Annotated in this window: 19 protein-coding genes; 3 read left to right on the forward strand and 16 right to left on the reverse strand. The window is 70.9% G+C overall.

The window, feature by feature from the left end; all coding sequences use genetic code 11:
• Nucleotides 1-503 precede the first annotated feature (503 nt).
• The 15 genes from tyrS to infC form a co-directional block, all read right to left on the reverse strand.
• Nucleotides 504-1,817: a tyrosine--tRNA ligase gene (gene tyrS, locus DEJ35_RS05750; protein WP_258369964.1), complete on the reverse strand. Its 1,314-nt coding sequence runs from the start codon at nt 1,815-1,817 to the stop codon at nt 504-506.
• A gap of 63 nt (nt 1,818-1,880) precedes the next feature.
• Nucleotides 1,881-2,579 (reverse strand): DNA-3-methyladenine glycosylase, encoded by a 699-nt coding sequence (locus DEJ35_RS05755; RefSeq protein ID WP_111192256.1) that lies wholly within the window; start codon nt 2,577-2,579, stop codon nt 1,881-1,883.
• The gene (gene argH / locus DEJ35_RS05760; protein WP_110862352.1) at nt 2,576-4,012 is read right to left on the reverse strand and encodes an argininosuccinate lyase; all 1,437 of its coding nucleotides are present in this window, start codon (nt 4,010-4,012) and stop codon (nt 2,576-2,578) included. The genes DEJ35_RS05755 and argH overlap by 4 nt, the downstream gene beginning before the upstream one ends.
• An 82-nt stretch (nt 4,013-4,094) precedes the next feature.
• Nucleotides 4,095-5,291, reverse strand: a complete 1,197-nt coding sequence (locus tag DEJ35_RS05765) for an argininosuccinate synthase (RefSeq protein ID WP_111192257.1) — start codon at nt 5,289-5,291, stop codon at nt 4,095-4,097.
• Between the two features lie 18 nt (nt 5,292-5,309).
• On the reverse strand, nt 5,310-6,233 hold the full coding sequence (gene argF / locus DEJ35_RS05770) for an ornithine carbamoyltransferase (RefSeq protein ID WP_110862354.1): 924 nt from the start codon (nt 6,231-6,233) through the stop codon (nt 5,310-5,312).
• Nucleotides 6,230-7,453: an acetylornithine transaminase gene (locus DEJ35_RS05775; protein WP_027466545.1), complete on the reverse strand. Its 1,224-nt coding sequence runs from the start codon at nt 7,451-7,453 to the stop codon at nt 6,230-6,232. The genes argF and DEJ35_RS05775 overlap by 4 nt, the downstream gene beginning before the upstream one ends.
• A complete protein-coding gene (gene argB / locus DEJ35_RS05780; protein ID WP_071405141.1) occupies nt 7,450-8,502 on the reverse strand; it encodes an acetylglutamate kinase in 1,053 nt (350 codons plus the stop codon). Before argB ends, DEJ35_RS05775 begins: the two co-directional genes overlap by 4 nt.
• Nucleotides 8,502-9,701 carry a bifunctional glutamate N-acetyltransferase/amino-acid acetyltransferase ArgJ gene (argJ, locus tag DEJ35_RS05785; protein WP_111192258.1) on the reverse strand — a complete coding sequence of 400 codons (1,200 nt, stop codon included), beginning with the start codon at nt 9,699-9,701 and terminating at the stop codon, nt 8,502-8,504. Before argJ ends, argB begins: the two co-directional genes overlap by 1 nt.
• Nucleotides 9,698-10,795, reverse strand: coding sequence for an N-acetyl-gamma-glutamyl-phosphate reductase (locus tag DEJ35_RS05790; RefSeq protein WP_110862356.1), 1,098 nt, complete (start codon nt 10,793-10,795; stop codon nt 9,698-9,700). Before DEJ35_RS05790 ends, argJ begins: the two co-directional genes overlap by 4 nt.
• A 77-nt stretch (nt 10,796-10,872) precedes the next feature.
• On the reverse strand, nt 10,873-13,365 hold the full coding sequence (pheT, locus tag DEJ35_RS05795) for a phenylalanine--tRNA ligase subunit beta (RefSeq protein ID WP_111192259.1): 2,493 nt from the start codon (nt 13,363-13,365) through the stop codon (nt 10,873-10,875).
• Nucleotides 13,365-14,405: a phenylalanine--tRNA ligase subunit alpha gene (gene pheS / locus DEJ35_RS05800; protein ID WP_111091314.1), complete on the reverse strand. Its 1,041-nt coding sequence runs from the start codon at nt 14,403-14,405 to the stop codon at nt 13,365-13,367. Before pheS ends, pheT begins: the two co-directional genes overlap by 1 nt.
• A 96-nt stretch (nt 14,406-14,501) precedes the next feature.
• Nucleotides 14,502-15,353, reverse strand: coding sequence for an RNA methyltransferase (locus DEJ35_RS05805; RefSeq protein WP_111192260.1), 852 nt, complete (start codon nt 15,351-15,353; stop codon nt 14,502-14,504).
• Nucleotides 15,354-15,418: 65 nt separating this feature from the next.
• Entirely contained in the window at nt 15,419-15,802 is a 384-nt protein-coding gene (rplT, locus tag DEJ35_RS05810; RefSeq protein ID WP_017887975.1) for a 50S ribosomal protein L20, read from the reverse strand.
• A gap of 28 nt (nt 15,803-15,830) precedes the next feature.
• Nucleotides 15,831-16,025 (reverse strand): 50S ribosomal protein L35, encoded by a 195-nt coding sequence (rpmI, locus tag DEJ35_RS05815; RefSeq protein ID WP_017887976.1) that lies wholly within the window; start codon nt 16,023-16,025, stop codon nt 15,831-15,833.
• A gap of 60 nt (nt 16,026-16,085) precedes the next feature.
• Nucleotides 16,086-16,760, reverse strand: a complete 675-nt coding sequence (gene infC / locus DEJ35_RS05820) for a translation initiation factor IF-3 (protein WP_081827403.1) — start codon at nt 16,758-16,760, stop codon at nt 16,086-16,088.
• 314 nt (nt 16,761-17,074) lie between these two features.
• Here infC and DEJ35_RS05825 point away from each other — a divergent pair, with 314 nt between their 5' ends.
• Entirely contained in the window at nt 17,075-17,425 is a 351-nt protein-coding gene (locus DEJ35_RS05825) for a DUF1844 domain-containing protein (RefSeq protein ID WP_110862360.1), read from the forward strand.
• Nucleotides 17,426-17,500: 75 nt separating this feature from the next.
• Here DEJ35_RS05825 and DEJ35_RS05830 read toward each other — a convergent pair whose 3' ends face one another.
• Entirely contained in the window at nt 17,501-18,790 is a 1,290-nt protein-coding gene (locus DEJ35_RS05830) for a phosphotransferase (RefSeq protein ID WP_111192261.1), read from the reverse strand.
• A 127-nt stretch (nt 18,791-18,917) separates the two neighbouring features.
• Between DEJ35_RS05830 and DEJ35_RS05835 the strand changes: the two genes are divergently transcribed.
• On the forward strand, nt 18,918-20,390 hold the full coding sequence (locus DEJ35_RS05835; RefSeq protein ID WP_181435528.1) for a CHAD domain-containing protein: 1,473 nt from the start codon (nt 18,918-18,920) through the stop codon (nt 20,388-20,390).
• 20 nt (nt 20,391-20,410) lie between these two features.
• Nucleotides 20,411-20,866 (forward strand): MaoC/PaaZ C-terminal domain-containing protein, encoded by a 456-nt coding sequence (locus DEJ35_RS05840; RefSeq protein WP_111091310.1) that lies wholly within the window; start codon nt 20,411-20,413, stop codon nt 20,864-20,866.
• Nucleotides 20,867-20,898: the final 32 nt, after the last annotated feature.

Here is a 20,898-nt window from a genome sequence, read left to right on the forward strand (position 1 = left end):
CAAAAGGAATTGCTTCATGACCCGATCGGCAAACCGACCAGGCACGAGGTCAATCAATAAATTGGCATTGACAATGTGCACGCTGTTGAGTTCTCAAGGACCAGACGCACTTGCTCCTCGGCTCGAGTTCGAGCTTCAGCCACAAGGCTTGTGTTCTTGGCTTGCCACCGGTTGTTCGTCGGACCCGGAGGTCCAGTGGCTCATCCCGAGGGGAGAGAACCGGTGGGCTTGTCATCCTAGGCGTCGAAGCGATCCGGCGCAAGGCCCGATCTGAACTTCAGTGGAGGATGGTCCCGCTTGAGGGCCGACGTGCTCTGGGCTTTCGCTCCAGCCGCTCCGCCGCACCTTTGGGGTGACGAGTAAGAACTATACGCAGCCCTGAGCGAGTGCGCCAAGCCAGCTCCCATCCCGGGCGTGTCGCTTTGTACAACACACGTCGCCCGGACGCAGCGATGCCCGGTTCCACAGGGGAACCGGGCATCGCAGGGGGTCAGGCAACGGGGTCAGGCGAGCGTCACGCCGGCGAGGGTCTTCTTGCCACGACGCAGCACGAGCACTCCCCCGGGCAGGGCGAGGTCGGACAGCGGGGCGGCCGGGTCTTCGGCCCGGACGTTGTTCACGTAGACACCGCCCTGGTCGATCGCGCGGCGGGCTTCACCGAGGGACTTCACGAGCTCGGTCTCCACCAGTGCACGCGCGACGTCCGCTCCGCGCTCGAGTGTCACGGATCCGGGCAGCTCGGCGATCGCCGATCGCAGGGTCTCCGCGTCCAGGGCACCGAGGTCACCGTTGCCGAACAGCGCCGCTGCGGCGTCGATCGCTGCCCGTGTCGCCGCCACCCCGTGCACGAGCGAGGTGACCTCGAACGCCAGGGTCCGCTGGGCCTCTCGCCGGAAGGGTTCGTCGGCGACGGCCTGCGCGAGCCGCTCGATCTCGGCCCGCGTCAGGAACGTGAACTCCCGCAGTCGGGCGATCACGTCGGCGTCCGCCGTGTTGAGCCAGAACTGGTACAGCGCGTAGGGCGAGGTCATCTCGGCATCGAGCCAGATCGCGTTGCCCTCGCTCTTGCCGAACTTCGTGCCGTCGGAGTTCGTGATGAGCGGGGTCCCGAGGGCGTGCACCGTGGCACCTTCGGCACGACGGATGAGCTCCGTACCGGAGGTCAGGTTGCCCCACTGGTCCGAGCCGCCGGTCTGCAGCGTGCACCCGTACTGCCGCCAGAGTTCGCGGTAGTCGAGCCCCTGCAGGATCTGGTAGCTGAACTCGGTGTAGCTGATCCCCGCATCGGAGTTCAGCCGCGCGGCCACAGCGTCCTTCTTGAGCATCGAGTTGACCCGGAAGTACTTGCCGACGTCTCGCAGGAAGTCGATCGCGGACAACGGGGCGGTCCAGTCGAGGTTGTTCACCAGGCGGACGCCGTTGTCGCCGTCCGGACTGAGGAACCGGGACACCTGTGCCTGCAGCCGGGACACCCACTCCGCCACGGTCTCCGGCGTGTTCAGTGTTCGCTCGGCCGTGGGACGGGGATCGCCGATCAGACCGGTCGACCCACCCACCAACGCGAGCGGCTTGTGCCCGGCGAGCTGCAGCCGCCGCATGGTCAGGAGCTGCAGGAGGTTGCCGCAGTGCAGCGACGGCGCCGTCGGGTCGAAGCCGCAGTAGTACGTGATCGGCTCACCGTCGAGGGCCTCTTTCAGCGCGGTCTCGTCGGTCGAGACCTGCACCAGACCGCGCCACTGCAGTTCGTCCCACACCGAGTCGAAGGCCGGGTCGTTCTGCTGGCGCGTCAGGACGTCTTGAGCGGTATCACTGGACACCCCGCCATCGTAGCGGCGACGGACGTCCGGCAGGCGCGGCAGCCGGGAGGCCCGTGGCCGGGTTCACGAGTCCAGCGCGCCCTTGTGCCGTCGGTACGTCGAGACCGTGGGGTCGCCCGTCAGCCAGAAGCGCCAGGGGTACCGCACCCCGCCGGCGATGCCGCCGACGCCGGTGCGCGGGCCTCGGGAGATCCGTGGGACCGCAGCGCCCGCGGGCGGACCGGCCAGGGTCTCGGACAGGAGCTCGTCGATCACGTGGGCCGGTCCGGCGGAGGCGAGCCGGGCCTCCAGGCCGGCGGCCAGGGTGAGCACGAACGGACCGGACCCGTCGAGGAGTGACGTGCCGTCGTCCTGCCCGAGGACCGCTCCGAGCGCACCACCGAGGTTGCCGGGCCCGCGTGCCAACGCGACGTCCGCGACCTTCGAACCGCGACGCGCTCGCGCGACGTCCAGGCCCTCGACGACCTGCGCACCGCGCAGCAGGGAGCCCGACGAGGTGCCGGTCGGCCCGCTCACCACGTTGACGCAGGTGTGGATGCCGTACGAGCGGTAGGCGTACAGCGTGCCGGGCGGACCGAAGAGGTGGCGGTTGCGCTCCGTCATCCCCCGGTGACCGTGGGATCCGGGGTCGGTGGGGCCGGAGTAGGCCTCGACCTCGGTGATGCGGAGCGCCACGCCACGCCCTGCGATCGTCGCACCGAGCAGGGCCGGCGCGATGATCGGGGCGGGCTCGGCGAGCAGCGCGGCGATCCCACGGCTCATCGCGAGAAGGGCGCGCCCTCGGCCAGGTCGCGGACGCGGCGGGTGACGGACGCGAGCTGCTCGGCGACCCGGTCGGGTGCGGTGCCACCGACTCCGGACCGCGATGCGACGCTGCCCTCGATGGTCAGGACGGAACGGACGTCGGGCGTGAGGTGCTCGGACACCGACCGGTACTCGTCGTCGGTCGGCTCGTCGAGTTCGATGCCGCGCTCCTCGCAGTACCGGACGAGCGCGCCGGAGACCTCGTGCGCATCCCGGAACGGGACGCCCTGACGAACCAGCCACTCGGCGACGTCCGTCGCGAGCGAGAAGCCCTGCGGCGCGAGCTCGGCCATCCGGTCGGTGTCGAAGGTCAGGGTCGCGATCATGCCGGTGAACGCGGGCAACAGGACCTCGAGCGTGGCGACGGAGTCGAAGACCGGCTCCTTGTCCTCCTGCAGGTCGCGGTTGTACGCCAGCGGCAGTCCCTTGAGGGTCGCGAGGAGCCCGGTCAGGTTGCCGATCAGGCGCCCCGACTTGCCTCGTGCGAGCTCGGCGATGTCCGGGTTCTTCTTCTGCGGCATGATGCTCGAGCCGGTCGAGAACGCGTCGTGGAGCCGGACGAAGCCGAACTCCTTCGTGTTCCAGAGGATGATCTCCTCGGACAGGCGCGAGACGTCGATGCCGATCTGCGCGAGGACGAACGCGAACTCGGCGACGACGTCACGAGCTGCCGTGGCGTCGATCGAGTTGTCCGCCGGACGGTCGAAGCCGAGCTCCGCGGCGATCGCGGCGGGGTCGAGGCCGAGGGAACTGCCCGCCAGCGCACCGGCACCGTACGGGCTGACGCTCGCGCGGCCGGCCCAGTCGCGGAGGCGCTCGAGGTCGCGGACGAGCGGCCAGGCGTGCGCGAGCAGGTGGTGGGCCAGGAGCACGGGCTGTGCGTGCTGCAGGTGCGTGCGCCCCGGCATGATCGCGGCCGGGTGCTCGGTGGCCTGCTGGGTGATCGCGTCGACGAGGTCGATCACGAGCCGGCCGATGCGCCGCCCGTGGTCGAGCATGTGCATGCGACCGAGGGTGGCGATCTGGTCGTTGCGGCTGCGACCCGCGCGGAGCTTGCCGCCGAGCTCGGGACCGAGGTCGGCGATGAGCAGGCGTTCGAGAGCGCCGTGCACGTCCTCGTCGGAGTCGTCGGGCTGCAGTGCGCCGTCGGCGTGCGCCGCTTCGAGCCGGTCGAGGCCGGCGAGCATGCGTTCGAGCTCGTCGGCGGTCAGGTAGCCCGCGGTGTGCAGCGCTCGGGCATGAGCACGTGACCCCGCGATGTCGTAGGGCGCGAGCTGCCAGTCGAAGTGCGTCGACTTCGAGAGCGCGGCGAGGGCCGCACTCGGGCCGTCGGCGAAGCGGCCGCCCCAGAGGGCGCCGGTGTTGGTGGCGTCGGTCTTCTCGTCGGTCATGTCGTCCTGCGTCGTTTCGTCGGTACTGGGCGGGCCGGGGGCTGGGGCCGCGGGCCGTTGGTCGGTGCGCTGCGGCTGTCGGTCAGTTCGCCGCGTCGCGGCGGGCGGAGATCTTGCTGGGCAGTGACCAGAGCTCGATGAACCCCCTGGACACGGACTGGTCGAACGCGTCACCGGTGTCCGACGTCGCCAGGTCGAAGTCGTAGAGGCTCTGCTCCGACCGGCGGCCCGTCACGGTGGCACGCCCGCCCTGCAGCCGCAACCGGACGTCGCCGGAGACGTGCTGCTGGGTGTGCTCGACGAAGGCGTCGAGGCTGCGCTTGAGTCCGCCGAACCACAGTCCGTCGTAGACCAGGTCGGCCCACTCGGACTCGACGCCACGTTTGAACCGGGCGACGTCGCGCTCGAGGGTGAGGCTCTCGAGCTCCTCGTGCGCGGCGATGAGCGCGATCGCTGCCGGCGCCTCGTAGACCTCGCGCGACTTGATGCCGACGACCCGGTCCTCGACGACGTCGATGCGCCCGACCCCGTGCTTGCCGGCGACGGCGTTGAGCTCCTGCACCATGCGCAGCACGCTGAACCGCTGCCCGTCGAGGGCGACCGGGACACCGCGGTCGAAGGTGATCGTGACCTCGTCGGCCTGCTGCGGGAGCGCCGGGTCCTGCGTGGCCGCGTAGAGGTCGGCGGCGGGGGCGTTCCACGGGTCCTCGAGGAGCCCGGTCTCGACGGCTCGGCCCCAGACGTTCTGGTCGACCGACCACGGCTCCCGTTCCGATTGCTGGATCGGCAGCCGGTGCTCCTGCGCGTACGCGATGGCGCGGTCGCGGGTCAGCGCGAGGTCCCGCACCGGGGCGACGGTCCGCAGGTCCGGTGCGATCGCCGCGACTGCTGCCTCGAAGCGGACCTGGTCGTTGCCCTTGCCGGTGGAGCCGTGCGCAACACTGTCGGCACCGAGTTGCTTCGCCGTCAGCGCGAGGTGCTTCGCGATGAGCGGGCGGCTCAGTGCCGAGACGAGCGGGTACCGCTTCTGGTAGAGCGCGTTGGCCCGGAGCGCCGGCACGATGTACTCGTCGGCGAACTCGTCCTTGGCGTCGACGACGAGTGACTCGACGGCGCCGCAGTCGAGCGCACGCTGCCGGACCGCCTCGAGGTCCTCTCCGCCCTGGCCGACGTCGACCACGAGTGCGACGACGTCCTTGCCGGTGGCGTCGCGCAGCCAGCCGATCCCGACGGAGGTGTCGAGACCGCCGGAGTACGCGAGGACGACGCGGTCAGCCACTGGTGTTTGGTCCGTCGGCTAGTCGTTGGCGAGCAGCCAGGCCAGCAGCGCCTTCTGGGCGTGCAGACGGTTCTCCGCCTCGTCCCAGATGATGCTGCGCGGGCCGTCGATGACGTCAGCGGTCACTTCGAACCCACGGTCGGCCGGCAGGCAGTGCATGAAGACGGCGTCGTCGGCGGCGTGCGCCATGAGCGCGTCGTCGACGCGGTACCCCGCGAAGGTGTCGAGACGCGACTGCTTCTCGGACTCCTTGCCCATCGACACCCAGGTGTCGGTGACGACCACGTCGGCACCCGCGACCGCGGCCACCGGGTCGGTCACCACGAGGACGGATCCGCCCGTCACGGCGGCGCGTTCCTCGGCGTCGGTGACGACCTGCGCCGAAGGGGAGAACTCGGCAGGGGCGGCGACGCGGACGTGCATGCCCGCCGTCGCCCCCGCGAGCAGGTACGACTGCGCCATGTTGCTCGCGCCGTCGCCGATGAACGCCACGGTCTGCCCGGCGAGGGCACCGCGGTGCTCACGGATGGTGAGCAGGTCGGCGAGGAGCTGGCAGGGGTGGAAGTCGTCGGACAGCGCGTTGACGACGGGGACCGTCGTGCCGGCGGCCATCTCCTCGAGCCCGGCCTGACCGTAGGTGCGCCACACGATCGCCGACACCATGCGCTCGAGCACACGGGCGGTGTCCGACGGGGTCTCCTTGCCGCCGAGCTGGCTGTTGGCCGTCGAGATGATCAGCGGGCTACCGCCGAGGTCGGAGATGCCGACGTGGAAGGACACCCGGGTACGGGTCGACGACTTGTCGAAGATCACCGCGACGCTCTGCGGACCGGCCAGCGGCTTCTCCGCCCAGCGGTCGGCCTTCATGCGGTCGGCGATGTCGAGGATCGCGGACTGCTCGACCTGGCTCAGGTCGTCGTCGCGGAGGAAGTGGCGGGTCATGCGGTGGGCTCCTGCGCTGCGGCGACGGCCGCGAGGCTCTGGGCGAGGATCGACAGGAACTCGTCGATCTCGGCGTCGGACACGATGAGCGGCGGCGCGATGCGCAGGCTCGACTCGTTGGGGGCGTTGATGATGAGGCCACGCTCGAGGGCGGCTGCGTTGACGGCCGGACCGATCGGACCGGTCAGACCGACGCCGATGAGCAGGCCGGTGCCACGGACCTCTTCCACCAGCGGGGAACCGATGGCGCGGATGCCGTCACGGATCCGCTCGCCCTTGACCACTGCGCCGGCGACGAGGTCGGCGCGCTCGATCTCCTCGAGCACCGCGTTGGCGACGCGGGTGCCGAGCGGGTTGCCGCCGAAGGTCGAACCGTGCTGCCCGGCCGAGAACAGGTCGGACGCCCAGCCGAACGTGACGAGGGCGCCGATGGGGAAACCACCGGCGATGCCCTTGGCGACGGTGATGGCGTCCGGCGTCACACCGTGGCCCTGGAACGCGAACCAGTTGCCCGTCCGGCCGACACCCGTCTGGATCTCGTCGAGGATCAGCAGTGCGCCGTGCTCCGCGGTCAGTCGGCGTGCCGCCAGCAGGAAGCCCTCTGGCAGGTCGACCACGCCGGCCTCGCCCTTGATGGGTTCGAGGATCAGGGCGGCGACGGAGTCGTCGATCGACGCTTCGAGCGCCTCGATCGAGGTGTCGATGTGCTCGACACCCGGGATCATCGGCAGGAAGTCCTGCTGCAGCGCGGGTTTGCCGGTGAGCGCGAGCGCGCCCATGGTGCGGCCGTGGAAGCCCTGCTTGAGCGCGAGGATCCGGGTCTTGGTGCCGTCTGCACCCTTGTTGAGGCGGGCCAGCTTGAACGCGGCCTCGTTCGCTTCGGCGCCGGAGTTGCCGAAGTACACGCGGCCCGCGTCGCCCGCGCCGGTGATGCGCTTGAGGCGCTCGGCGAGTTCGAGCTGCGGCGGGGTGGCGAAGTAGTTCGACACGTGCACGAGCTTCGCGGCCTGGTCGGCGATGGCCTCGACGAGGGCGGGGTGCGCGTGGCCGAGCGAGTTCACCGCGATGCCGGCGAGGAAGTCGAGGTACTCGTTGCCCTCGACGTCCCAGACGCGGCATCCCTGGCCACGCTCGAGCATGATCTTCGGCGGGGTCAGGGATCGCATGAGCGACGCCCCGAACCGGTCGTTCCAGGTCTCGGTCTGCGTCTCGGTGCTCACTGCTGGTGTCCCTTCTCGTCCGTACCCGCCACGTGCTGGCCGGTACTGCTGTCGATCGACGGCGACGCCACGCGACGGCCGATCTCGGCGTGGGTCATCTGGTTCTCGGTTCGTCGGCTCGGGTCCGGGATCACCTCGGTGCCCGCACCCCGCAGGGTGAAGACCTCGAGCAGGATCGAGTGCGGGATCCGGCCGTCGATGATCGTCGCACCGCCGACCCCGCCGACCACGGCGTCGAGGCACGCGGTCATCTTGGGGATCATCCCCGACTCGAGGCTCGGCAGGAGCTCGCGGAGCTCGTCGACCGCGATGAGGTCGACGATCGAGTCACGGTCGGGCCAGTTGCGGTACAGCCCGGGGACGTCGGTGAGCATCATGAGCTTCGAGGCCCGGAGCGCGATCGCCAGGGCACCCGCCGCAGCGTCCGCGTTCACGTTGAGTGCCTGGTCGGGGTGCGCGTCGTCGATCGCGATGCTCGAGACGACCGGGATCCGGCCGGCCTCGATCGCGGCGAGCACGCCGGACGGGTCGACGTGGGTGATGTCCCCGACGTGGCCGAGGTCGTACTCCTGCCCGTCGACGACGACGCCCTTCTTCTCGCCGGTGAACAACGAGCCGCCGTCGCCGAACACGCCGACGGCCAGGCCCTCGCCGTGTTCGTTCACCAGGTCGACGATCTCGCGGTTGACCTCGCCGGCCAGGACGTCGCGGACGACCGTGATCGCCTCGGTCGTCGTGACGCGGTAGCCGCCGCGGAACTCGGACTCGATGCCCTGTTCCTTGAGGGCGGCGGAGATCTGCGGACCCCCGCCGTGCACGACGACCGGGTGCAGGCCGGCGTAGCGCAGGTAGACCATGTCCTCGGCGAAGGCGCGCTTCAGGTCCTCGTTCACCATGGCGTTGCCGCCGAACTTGACCACGACGACCTTGCCCGAGAAGCGCTTGAGCCAGGGCAGCGACTCGATGAGCGTCGCGGCCTTCACCGCGGCGAACTCGTGTTCTTCTTCCTTCGTGAGGGGCGTGCCGGCCCCGTTCGTGTCGGCCGCCATCAGCTGGAGTACGCGCTGTTCTCGTGCACGTAGTCGTGCGTGAGGTCGTTGGTCAGGATCGTGGCCGAGTGCGCGCCGACACCGAGGTCGATGCGCACGTGGGTGTCACGCGGGGTCAGGTCGACGGAGTCGCTCGGCTCGTCGGGTGCGCCCGCATGGCAGACCCGGACGCCGTTCATGCTGACGTCCACCGCGTACGGGTCGAACTCGGCGTCGGTGGTGCCGATCGCTGCGAGCACCCGTCCCCAGTTCGGGTCGTTGCCGAAGACGGCCGCCTTGAACAGGTTGTTCCTGGCGACGCTCCGACCGACGGTCACGGCGTCCTCCTCGGTCGCGGCGTGCACGACCTCGATCGCGATGTCGTGGCTCGCGCCCTCGGCGTCCTGCTGCAGCTGGCGGGCCAGGTCGGCACAGACCGCGGTCAGGGCCTCCTGGAAGTCACCGACCTCGGGCGTCACGCCGCTCGCACCCGACGACAGCAGGACGACGGTGTCGTTCGTGGACATGCACCCGTCGGAGTCGACCCGGTCGAACGTGATGCGGGTGGCGGCGCGGAGCGCCTGGTCGAGCTGGTCCGGCGTCTGCACGGCGTCGGTCGTGATGACGACGAGCATCGTCGCGAGACCCGGGGCGAGCATCCCAGCGCCCTTGGCCATGCCGCCGACGGTCCAACCGTCCTCGGTCACGACGGACTGCTTGGCCTTCGTGTCCGTCGTCATGATCGCGGTCGCCGCATCGGGACCGCCGTCGTCGCTGAGTGCCGCACTCGCCAGGTCGACGCCACGGAGCACGTTGTCGCGGAAGCTCTGGTCGCCCACACCGATGAGCCCGGTGGAGCAGACGACGACGTCGCCGGCTCCGATCCCGAGGGCGTCGCCCACGGCTTCGGCCGTCAGGTGCGTCGTCTGGAAGCCGAACGGGCCGGTGAAGCAGTTCGCGCCGCCGGAGTTCAGGACGACGGCACGGGCGACGCCGTCACCGACGACCTGGCGGGACCAGATGACGGGGTGGGCCTGGGCTCGGTTGCTGGTGAAGACGGCGGCCACGGCCGCGTCGGGGCCGTCGTTGACGACGAGGGCCACGTCCGGCTTGCCGCTCGTCTTCAGGCCGGCGGTGACACCGGCGGCGCGGAAGCCCGCTGCCGCGGTGACGCCCTGGAGGCCCGGCTCGGTCTGGGTGGTCGTGCCTGCGTCGGTCACGGTGCGACTCCGTCCACGCTGAGGCCCGTGGTCTCGGGGAGACCGAGGGCGATGTTCGCCGACTGGACGGCGGCGCCCGCCGTGCCCTTGGCGAGGTTGTCGAGCGCGGTCACCGCGACGACGCGGCCGGCGGCCTCGTCGACGGCGATGCCGACGAGCGCGGTGTTCGCACCGATCGTGTCCGCGACCCGGGGGAACTCGCCCTCGGGCAGCAGGTGGACGAAGGGCTCGTCGGCGTACGCCTGTTCCCAGGCGAGCCGGACGTCGCGTGCGCTGACGCCTGGCGAGAGCTTCGCGGTGGTGGTCGCCAGGATCCCCCGCGACATCGGGACCAGGACCGGCGTGAACGAGATCGTCACGTCGGAGGCTCCCGCGACCTGCAGGTTCTGCTGGATCTCGGGGACGTGCCGGTGCGAACCGCCGACGGCGTACGCGCTGGCGGACCCCATGATCTCGGAGGCCAGGTAGGTGGTGCTGAGCTTCTTGCCTGCACCGCTCGGGCCGACGCTGAGCACCGCGACGAGGTCGTCGGACTCGACGAGGCCGGCCTGGATGCCCGGCTGGATGCCGAGCGTCACCGCGGTGACGTTGCAGCCGGGTACCGCGATGCGCTTCGTGCCGACCAGGGCGGAACGCTGCTTGCCCTGCGACGCGATGTCGTCGACCTCGCGCCATTCATCGGCCGAACCCGGGGCGGGTGCCGCGAGCAGGAGCTCGGGCAGACCGTAGGTCCACGCGCCGAAGTAGTCACCGCCGTAGAACCGCTCCCACGCCGCCGGGTCCGTCAGACGGTGGTCCGCGCCGCAGTCGATGACGAGCGCGTCGTCGCCGAGTTCCGCGGTGATCGCACCCGACTGCCCGTGCGGCAGCGCCAGGAACACCACGTCGTGCCCGCGCAGCGTCTCGGCCGTCGTCTCCGCCAGGGTCAGGTGCGACAGCGAACGGAGGTGCGGCTGGGTCGCGATCAGGGGCTGTCCGGCGTTCGAGAACGCCGTCACCGTCCTGACCTCGAACTCGGGGTGGGCGGAGAGCACGCGCAGGAGCTCACCACCCGCGTAGCCGGAGGCTCCCGCCACGGCGACGGATACGGACATGGGATTCCACCTTTGGTCGGACTGGTCGTCGAGAGAGTCGGAGGCGGCGACCCCGGGCGGTGCTGATCCCGTGTGGGTCAGTCGCGCAGGGTCGCCCCGAATCGCTCGCCGGCACGTCGGACAGCGCCGTCACGGGCCTCGGTGGCCTCGGCAGCGGTCAGCGTGCGGTCCGTGGCACGGAAGCGCAGGGCGAACGTCAGGGACTTCTGTCCCTCGTCCACGCCGGAGCCCCGGTAGTCATCCACGAGCCGAGCATACTCCAACAGGTCCCCGGCGCCAGAGCGCACCGCATCCAGCACGTCACCGGCCGGCACGCCGACGTCGACGACGAGCGAGAGGTCCTGCGTGGCTGCCGGGTACGAGACGATCGGCGCGACCGCGACGAGTTCCGGGGCCGCGGCGACCAGCGCGTCGAGGTCGAGCTCGACGACCGCCACCACGCGGGGCAGGACGGCGGCCTCGGCCAGTTCGGGCAGGAGCTCTCCGGCGACGCCCACGACCGTGCCGTCGACGAGCAGCGACGCGGCACGGCCCGGGTGCAGTGACGGGTGGGTCGTCTGCGCGACGGTGAGTTCGACACCGACGGCCCAGGCGACCTGGCGGGCCGCGTCGATCGCGTCGGCGATGCCGAACGGTTCTGCCGTGGCGCCGGGCTGCTTGACGACCCGGTGGCCGGTGAGCAGTGCGGCGACGTGGAAGGGCTGGGCGGGCAGCGAGGCGTCCAACGCCTCGAGCGTTGCACGGCCGGGCCGGGCGGCGCCCGCCGGGACCTCGTCGGTGCCGAGCGTCACGCCCGTCACCGGCAGGAACACCCGGGACGTCTCGTAGAGCGCGACGTCGACGAGCCCACGCGACACGTTGCGACGGGCGGCGTCGACCAGGGCCGGCACGCCACTGCGGCGCAGGAGGTTCTGCTCGCTGTCCAGGGCGTTGGCGAGCACGACGCTCGGTCCGCCCTGCGGGTCGATCCCCGGGTAGGCGTCCTGCGTGGCCGCCGACACGAACGGTGCCGTGACGACCTCGGTCAGGCCCGCCGCGGCCAGCGCCGAGGCGACCCGGCGACGAGCCTGCTGGTGCCGGGTCAGGCCCCGACCGGGCGGAGCGACCGGCAGCACGCTCGGGATCCGGTCGTAGCCGACGATGCGCGCGACCTCTTCGACGAGGGTGGTGTCGTCGGTCAGGTCGGGACGCCAGGTGGGCGGGGTGACCGCGAGCTGCTCGCCGTCGGCCTCGACCGTGGCGCCGACCGCACGGAGCGTGTCGATGACCTCGGCGTCGGTGTACTCGACACCGACGAGCTCGGCCGGACGCGAGAGCCGCATCGTCACGGTCGCCCGCGGCTCGCTGTCGACGAGCGTCGACCCGAGGGCGTCCGCGGTGCCGCCGGCGAGCTCGACGAGGAGCTCGACGGCACGGTTCGCCGCAGCCTCGGCCACCTGCGGGTCGACCCCACGCTCGAAACGCCGGGATGCCTCGCTGGGGAGCTTGTGGCGACGAGCGGTGCGGGCGATGGAGACCTGGTCGAACCCGGCGGCCTCGATCAGGACGTCGGTCGTGCTCGCCGAGATCTCGGTGCGGGCTCCGCCCATGACGCCGGCGAGGCCGACGGGACCGTCATCGTCGGTGATGACGAGGTCTTCGGGGTCGAGCTTCCGGACGGTGCCGTCGAGGGTCTCGAGCGTCTCGCCGGCGGTCGCGCGGCGTACGCCGAGGCCGCCCGCGATGGTCTGCAGGTCGTAGCCGTGCAGCGGCTGACCGAGCTCGAACATGACGTAGTTCGTGATGTCGACGGGGAGTGAGATGGAGCGCACGCCAGCCAGGGAGAGGCGCGACACCATCCAGGACGGTGTCTTCGCGGCGAGGTCGATCCCGCGGACGACACGGGTGACGAACGTCGACGCTCCGACACGACCCCGGATCGGGCCCTGGTCGTCGATCGTGACCCGGAAACCCTCGGCCGAACGCGGTGCGACGCGGTCGACGGGGTCGTGGAAGCTGGCTCCGGTGGCGTGCGCGTACTCACGGGCGACCCCGCGCATGCTGAGCACGTAGCCGCGGTCCGGCGTGACGTTGATCTCGACCGCGGCGTCGTCGAGGCCGAGGAGCGCGATGGCGTCGGCGCCGACGGTGGGATCCATGCCGAGGTCGGCGAAGCGCAGGATGCCGTCGTGCTCGTCGCCCAGCCCGAGCTCGCGGGCCGAGGCGATCATGCCGTCGGACACGTGCCCGTAGGTCTTGCGGGCGGCGATCGGGAACGGCCCGGGCAGGACTGCGCCGGGCAGCGTGACCACGACGAGGTCGCCGACGTCGAAGTTGTGGGCGCCGCAGACGATGCCTCGGGGCTCGGCCTCGCCGACGTCCACCTGGCACCAGTTGATGGTCTTGCCGTTCTTCTGCGGCTCGGGGACGCGCTCGAGGACCCGACCGACCACGATGGGTCCGGTCAGGTCGAAGGTGTGGACGTCCTCTTCCTCGAAGCCGACCGACACGAGCGCCGCGTGGACGTGCTCGAGGGTGACGTCCTCGGGGAGGTCGACGGACTCACCGAGCCAACGGAGTGGGACGCGCATCAGACCACCGTTCCGAACTGCTGCGAGAAGCGGATGTCGCCCTCGAGGAAGTCACGCATGTCGTTCAGGCCGTTGCGGAACTGCAGTGTCCGCTCGATGCCCATGCCGAACGCGAAGCCCTGGTACTCGTCCGGGTCGATGCCGGCGGCACGCAGGACGTTGGGGTTCACCATGCCGCAGCCACCCCACTCGACCCACCGCGCGCCACCCTTGGCGTTCGGCTGCCAGACGTCCATCTCGGCGCTGGGCTCGGTGAACGGGAAGTAGTTCGGGCGGAGCCGGATCTGCGCCTCGGCGCCGAACATCTGCCGGGCGAAGTGCTCGAGCGTGCCGCGCAGGTGCGCCATCGTCAGGCCCTTGTCGATCGCGATGCCCTCGACCTGGGTGAAGACCGGCAGGTGCGTGGCGTCGAGCTCGTCGGCCCGGTAGACGCGACCCGGCGCGATGACGTACAGCGGGAGGTCACGCGACAGCAGCGACCGCACCTGCACCGGCGAGGTGTGGGTGCGCATGACCAGGTGCCGGTCGACCGGCTCGACGAAGATCGTGTCCGCCATGGCCCGGGCCGGGTGGTCCTGGTCGAAGTTCAGCGCGTCGAAGTTGAACCACTCGTGCTCGAGCTCGGGGCCTTCTGCCACCTCCCACCCCATGCCGACGAAGATGTCGGCGACGGCTTCGTTCAGCAGCGAGAGCGGGTGGCGGGAGCCGGTGGCTCGGTGGACCGGCAACGCGGTGACGTCGACGCGCTCGGCTTCGAGCCGTGCGCGCTCCTCGGCCACCGCGAGGACGGATTCCTGCTCGGCGATCGCCGCGTTCACCCGCCCGCGGGCCTGCCCGACGAGCTTGCCCGCCGCGGCCTTCTGCTCCGGCGGCACACTGCGCATCGATGCGTTCATCCGCGCCAACGGTGACTGCTCACCGATGTGCTCGGCCCTGGCCTGCTTCAGTTCGGCGACCGTCGTCGTGGCACGGACGGCAGCGAGGGCCGCGTCCACCGCGTCGGCGACGGCCGATTCGCTGATCTCGAGAGGTTCTGACACGAGACCCAAGCCTACCGGCCGTCGGGATACCACCCGCCTGCACCGAGCGGACGGTGGATGGCCGACGCCGGCTACCGGCCTGTGGAGGGAGGAGCGTCAGCTCCGGAGCGCGAAGGCCGACTCGTACAGGCACACCGACGCGGCCGTGGCGAGGTTCATCGACTCCGCCTGCCCGTAGATCGGCACCTTGACGGCCCGGTCGACGAGGGCCAGGTCATCGGCGGTGAGTCCGCGGGCCTCGTTGCCGAAGACCCACGCGGTCGGACCGTCGAGCATCCCCTCGGCGCGGACCACCGGCAGGTCGTCGCCGGAGACGTCCGCCGCGAGCACCGTGTACCCGAGGGCCTTCGCACGCTCGATCGTGTCCGCCAGGGTCACGCCGACGGACACCGGCACGTGGAACAGCGACCCGGTCGTCGACCGGACGACCTTCGGGTTGTACGGGTCGACCGAGCGTCCGGTCAGCACCACCGCGTCGGCGCCGGCCGCGTCGGCGGCCCGGATGATCGTGCCGGCGTTCCCCGGGTCCCGCACCTCTTCGAGGATGGCGACCAGTCCGGGCAGCGCGGCCTGGTCGTCGGACGCACCACGGGCCTCCGGGTCGGCGGCGGCCGCAGCACGGTCCGGGAAGACGTCCTTCACCGACGTCGGGAACTGCTGGCACACCGCCACCACGCCCTGCGGGGTGACCGTGTCGGCCATCGCGTCGAGCACCTGCTCGGTCACGAACCAGGTGTCCACCGGCGCGTCGTCGAGCCCGTGGCGGGCAGCGGCGGACGGGGTCACGTAGAGCTCGCGCAGGAGCTCCGGGGCGTACTCCAGCGCTTCACGGACCGCTTGGGGCCCTTCCAGCAGGAACAGGCCGGTCTCGGCCCGGACGTCCTTCTTGGCCAGGGCCGCAACGGCCTTCACGCGTCCGGCACGGGGGTTCTCGAGGAGATCGCTCACGACCCAAGTCTAGGAACGACGAAACCCCCGCCGTGCGGCGGGGGTTTCGCGAGCAGAAGAACTGACTACGCAGCCTTCGGAGCCGAGGTGTCGGCCGGGAGGGCCTTCTTCGCGGTCTCGACGAGCGCGGTGAAGGTCTCGGGGTTGTTCACCGCGAGGTCGGCGAGGATGCGACGGTCGACCTCGACGCCGGCCAGGTTGAGGCCCTGGATGAGGCGGTTGTAGGTCAGGCCGTTCGCACGGGACGCAGCGTTGATGCGCTGGATCCAGAGGCGACGGAACTCGCCCTTCTTCGCGTGACGGTCGCGGTACGCGTAGACGAGGGAGTGGGTGACCTGCTCCTTGGCCTTGCGGTACAGGCGCGAACGCTGGCCGCGGTAGCCCTCGGCGCGTTCGAGGATGACGCGGCGCTTCTTGGCGGCGTTGACCGCTCTCTTTACTCGTGCCATTGCACTATTCCTTTACGATCTGCGGGGCTCAGTGGCCGAGGAGCTTCTTGACGTTCTTCGCGTCACCCTTGGAGAGGACCTGGTCCTCGTTCAGGCGGGCCTTGCGCTTGGAGCTCTTGACCTCGAGGTTGTGACGCATACCGGCCTGCTGCTTCATGATCTTGCCGGTACCGGTGACCTTGAAGCGCTTCTTCGACCCGGAGTGGGTCTTCTGCTTGGGCATGGTGGTGCCTTTCCGTGGGATGGGTGGGGGGCCGCGTCGTTGCGGGGTCGGTCCGGGGACCTATTCGGCCGCGGCGTCCGTGGATTCCGCAGCTGCCTCGGACGTGGAACCGGCCTCGGCCTCGTCCTTGCCCTTCGCGGCGTGCTCGGTGGCACGACGCTCGGCCTTCTGTGCAGCACGCTTGGCGTTCTGCTCGCCCTTGACGTCGGACTTGTTCTTGAGCGGGGCGATGATCATCGTCATGTTGCGGCCGTCCTGGGTCGGACGCGACTCGACGACGCCGAACTCGGCGATCTCTTCCGCGAACTTCTGGAGGAGACGGACACCCTGCTCCGGACGCGACTGCTCGCGGCCACGGAAGAGGATCATCGCCTTCACCTTGTCGCCGCCGAGGAGGAACCCCTCGGCGCGCTTGCGCTTCGTCTCGTAGTCGTGCACGTCGATCTTCAGGCGGAAACGGACCTCTTTCAGGTCCGTGTTCACCTGGTTGCGACGAGCTTCCTTGGCCTTCTGAGCGGCCTCGTACTTGAACTTGCCGTAGTCCATGATCTTGGCCACGGGCGGCTTCGAGTTCGGCGCGACCTCGACCAGATCCAGTTCGGCTTCCTGCGCGAGACGCAGTGCCATGGCGATCGGGACAACGCCGACCTGCTCACCCTGCGGACCGACGAGTCGGACTTCGGGAACGCGGATTCGGTCGTTGGTACGGGGATCGGTGATGCGGAGCTCCTTCAATCAGGTGGTGGCCGTCCGGGGCGTTTGCCCTGGACGACAGCACGAGAGAGGAGATCTGACGCACGGGATGTCGACCCGTTCGGCAGCCGCCCTGCATCGGATCCGTGGGATCCGACCGACGAGCACAGCACGTGCACTCGCGGAGCGGTGGTGACCCGGTAGCCTGGTGGAACGCGGCCGCGGGTGGGAGAGACTCCTCTTTCGTGACACCGTCCGGGTGTTGTCGAGGATCTTGACGTCAGGAGAACTGATGTCGAGGGAACTGACGGCACACGGACAGCATCTGCCGCGAGCAAGCCTAGCAGAGGAGCACCGTGAGCGACACCCCGATCGACGACACCGGCATCGACGCCGCCAGGGACATCGCGGAGGTGCCGGCGGTCGAACTCATCAACACCGTTGCGGTGCACCTGCTCAGTGCCGCGGCCGTGAAGGTTGGCCTGGCCGACGACCCGCAGGAACAGACCGACCTGGACGAGGCGCGGAAGCTCATCACCGCGCTGGCCGGCCTGGTCACCGCCGCCGCGACCGAGATCGGCGACCACCACGCCCGCCCGCTCCGCGACGGACTGCGGTCACTGCAGCTCGCCTTCCGCGAGGCGTCGGCGATACCGGACGCGATCGGTGCCGGACCGGGCGAGAAGTACACGGGTCCCGTCAACTAGACGACGTCACCCGATGCCGGACGGGAGGCCCGTGGCGGTGTCGCCACGGGCCTCCCGTCCGTTCGTGGGTCGCGCTCAGGACCCGCTGTCACCGACCAGGCGCGCGACGGCCGCGAGCGGGATCCCGACCCAGTCGGGTCGGTTGCGGGTCTCGTAGACGACCTCGTAGACCGCCTTGTCGAGCTCGAAGGCGTCGAGCAGTGCGCTGTGGGCGGCGAGGTCCGCGCCGGTTCCCTGCTGGTAGCCCTCGAGGAAGCGTGCGCGCGCCTCGGCTGCCCAGGAGGCGGCGTCGACCGGCTCGGCATCGTGCGCCAGCGCACCCGCGACGTAGTCGAACGAGCGCAGCATGCCCGCGACGTCGCGAAGGGTGACGTCCGGCAGCGAGCGTTCGTCGAGGGGGCGGAGCGGTTCGCCCTCGAAGTCGAGGAAGACCCACCCGCGGGGTTCCGGTGCCGACAGGACCTGTCCGAGGTGCAGGTCACCGTGGACGCGCTGCAGGTCCGGCCACGCGGCGTCAGCGGCACGGGCGTAGACGGCGCGGATGGCGTCGGCGTGCTCGGCGACGGCCGGGGCCTCGCGGGCGGCGGTGTCGAGTCGGGCGTGCATCGTCGCGACGGCGACGTCCCGTCGGGACGCGTCCGCCGGTTCCGTCGGCAGCGCTCCCGCCAGGGTGCGGTGCACGTCGGCGAGCGCGGTGCCGAGCTGCTCCGCGCGGTCACCGAACGGGGTGCCGGCCTGCGCCTCCTGCAGGGCGACGCGCCAGGCGTCGTCGAGCCCGGGCAGGAACTCCTGGGCGAAGGCGAGGTGACCCGTCGCCGTGCCGTCCGGGCGTCCGACGTCGGGCCAGTCGGCGCGGAGGGCACCGTAGACCCGCGGCACGCGCGTGCTGCCCGCCGCCGTGAGGGCGAGCTGCGTGGTCACGTCCGGGTTGTCGCCGTGGTGCAGCACGCGGAAGACCTTGATGATGACGCGGTCGCCCGACTCGGTGTCGCAGATGACCGAGGTGTTGGACTGCTCACCCGTCAGGACCCGGGCCGCGGTGACCCGGCCGATCGGGCTGAGGCTGTCCGGTGCCGCGTCGATGCGTGCGGCGAGCGCCGAGACCCATGCGAGGTCGGTGGTGGCGTCGACGATCGCGCCGTCGGGGCCGCTGGTGATCGGCGACTGGTAGAGGACGGGGACCGCGGGGGCCTCGTCGAGCACCAGCCGGGTCCCGTCGTCGGTGGAGATCGTCCGGAGGCGTGGCACGGACCCCTTCGAGGCGTACCAGCGGCGGTCGGCGATCCAGGACTCGAGGTCGCGGTCGCTCGGCGTGCTGGTGTCGGGGGCCGTGGTGCCGGGGGCGCTGGGTGCTCCGTCGCTCATGCAGCGGAACCTACGCGCCGGGGCCTGGCGAGGTGCCGAGTCCTCCACAGGACGCGCTGGCGAGCGCTCCGTCCACGGAAGCCCGCTGCCCCGGTCTGACACGGGCGCGTCGGACGACACTTGCGGCATGCCCCGATCCGCTGCCGCTCCTCCCCCCGCCGCTGACGCTGCACGTGCGCTCCCCGATCCCCGCCGGACCTGGCGGATCCTCGACGACCGCAGGCTCCCCGCACTCGAGCCGTTCGCCGCCGACGTGCGCCGTCACGATGCGGTGACGGTGCGCGAGACGGTGTGGGACTCCGACGACCGGGTGCTCGCCGCCGAGGGTGTCGTGCTCACACGGTTGCCGGACGGCGCCTGGACGATCGACCGGGGTGGGGACGGGATCGACCCGGAACCGCTCGGGAGCGCGTCCGACGATCCCCCACGGGACGCCGTCGAGGTGTTCCTGCGTGGTCGTCCCCTGCGGGTGGTCCTGGTCCGTGACACCGCCACGACGCTCGTGACCCTCCGCGGCGGCGACGGCCGGGTGCGGGCCGAGGTCGCCGACGTGCGCGTGGACGACGGCGACCCGGACACCACCGTGCTGCGGTCGTCGCGGTGGTGGGCCCTGACGGACGACGGACGCGACGGCGCCACGGCACGAGCGGCCGAACGAGCCCTGCACGACGCGGCGACCGATCCGGTGGACGTCGCGTCGGTTCCGCTCCCCCGAGGCCCGGGGCCCACCCCGGAGCGACGACGCGGCCGAGCGAAGCGCCCCCGGCCGGACACCGCCGCCGGGTTCGTCCTGCGGGTGCTCGATGCCCTGCGGCGTGACCTCGTCGCGGCGGACCCCCGTGTGCGAGCCGACGAGCCCGAGGCCGTGCACGACCTGCGGAAGGTGCTGCGTCGCCTGCGGAGTGTGCTCGCGGCGTTCCGCGGCGCGCTCGACCGTCAGGCGACGGAGGAGCTCCGTGCCGCCCTGGCCCAGACCGGGCGGATCGCCGGGACCGCTCGCGACGCCGAGGTGCTGCACGCCGGCCTGTCGCGGTCCGCGGCACGAGCCCCCGTCGGGTACGTGGACGCCGCGACCCTGGACCGCATCGGTTCGGAGACCGCGGGACGTCGCAGCGTCGCTGCGGCCGAACTCCGGCGAGCGCTGCGCTCCGACGCCTGGTTCCGGACACTCGACGCCCTCGACGACCTGCTGCTGCGGGCACCGGCCGGGCCGCACGCGGACGACGACGCAGCCGCGTTCGTCACCAGGCGCATCCGGCACGAGCGGGCCCGCGTCGGTCGGCTGCTGGGTGATCCCAGCGATGACCTCGACACCCTGCACGAGGTCCGGAAGGCCGCGCGCCGGTTGCGCTACGCACTGCAGGCGGCCGGTGACCTGCCCGACGTGGGGAAGCGGCGACTCGGACGGCTGCGACGGGTGCAGGAGACCCTGGGCGAGACGCTCGACGCCGCACACGCAGCCGATGCGTACCGACGACTGGCCGCTGTGGCAGCGCAGCACGGCGAGGACACGTTCGGGTACGGCGTCCTGGCGACGACCGAGCAGGCGGCCGGCACGCAGGGCCTGCACCGATCGCGGAAGCTGCTCGCCCGGCTCTGACCGGATGCGAGAATCGGGCCGTGCCGCACTACTTCGAGGACCTCGCTGCCGGACAGACCTTCACCACGCCGGGGCGCACCATCACCGAGGCGGACGTCGTGTCGTTCGCCTCGTGGACGAACGACAACAACCAGGTGCACACGGACGTCGAGTTCGCGGGGAAGACCCGGTACGGGCAGCGGATCGTGCACGGGTTGCTCGGCACCTCGCTGTGCCTCGGGCTCATCGCGCGCACGGGCGTGTTCGAGGGGTCCGCGGTGGCACTGCTCGGGATCGACCAGTGGCGCTTCACCGAGCCGGTGTTCATCGGGGACACCGTGACCTGCACCGTCGAGGTCCTGGGCACCCGGCTGACGAGTTCGGGCAGGACCGGGATCGTCGAGCGAGCGGTGGCACTGCGGAACCAGCACGGCGTGGTCGTCCAGCGGGGACGGATGGACGTCATGGTGCTCACCCGCGACGCCGCGATCGACTGAGCGACCGCTCGACGAGAGCCCCGCAGAACCTG

Source organism: Curtobacterium sp. MCPF17_051, from assembly GCF_003234595.1.
Lineage (GTDB): Bacteria > Actinomycetota > Actinomycetes > Actinomycetales > Microbacteriaceae > Curtobacterium > Curtobacterium flaccumfaciens.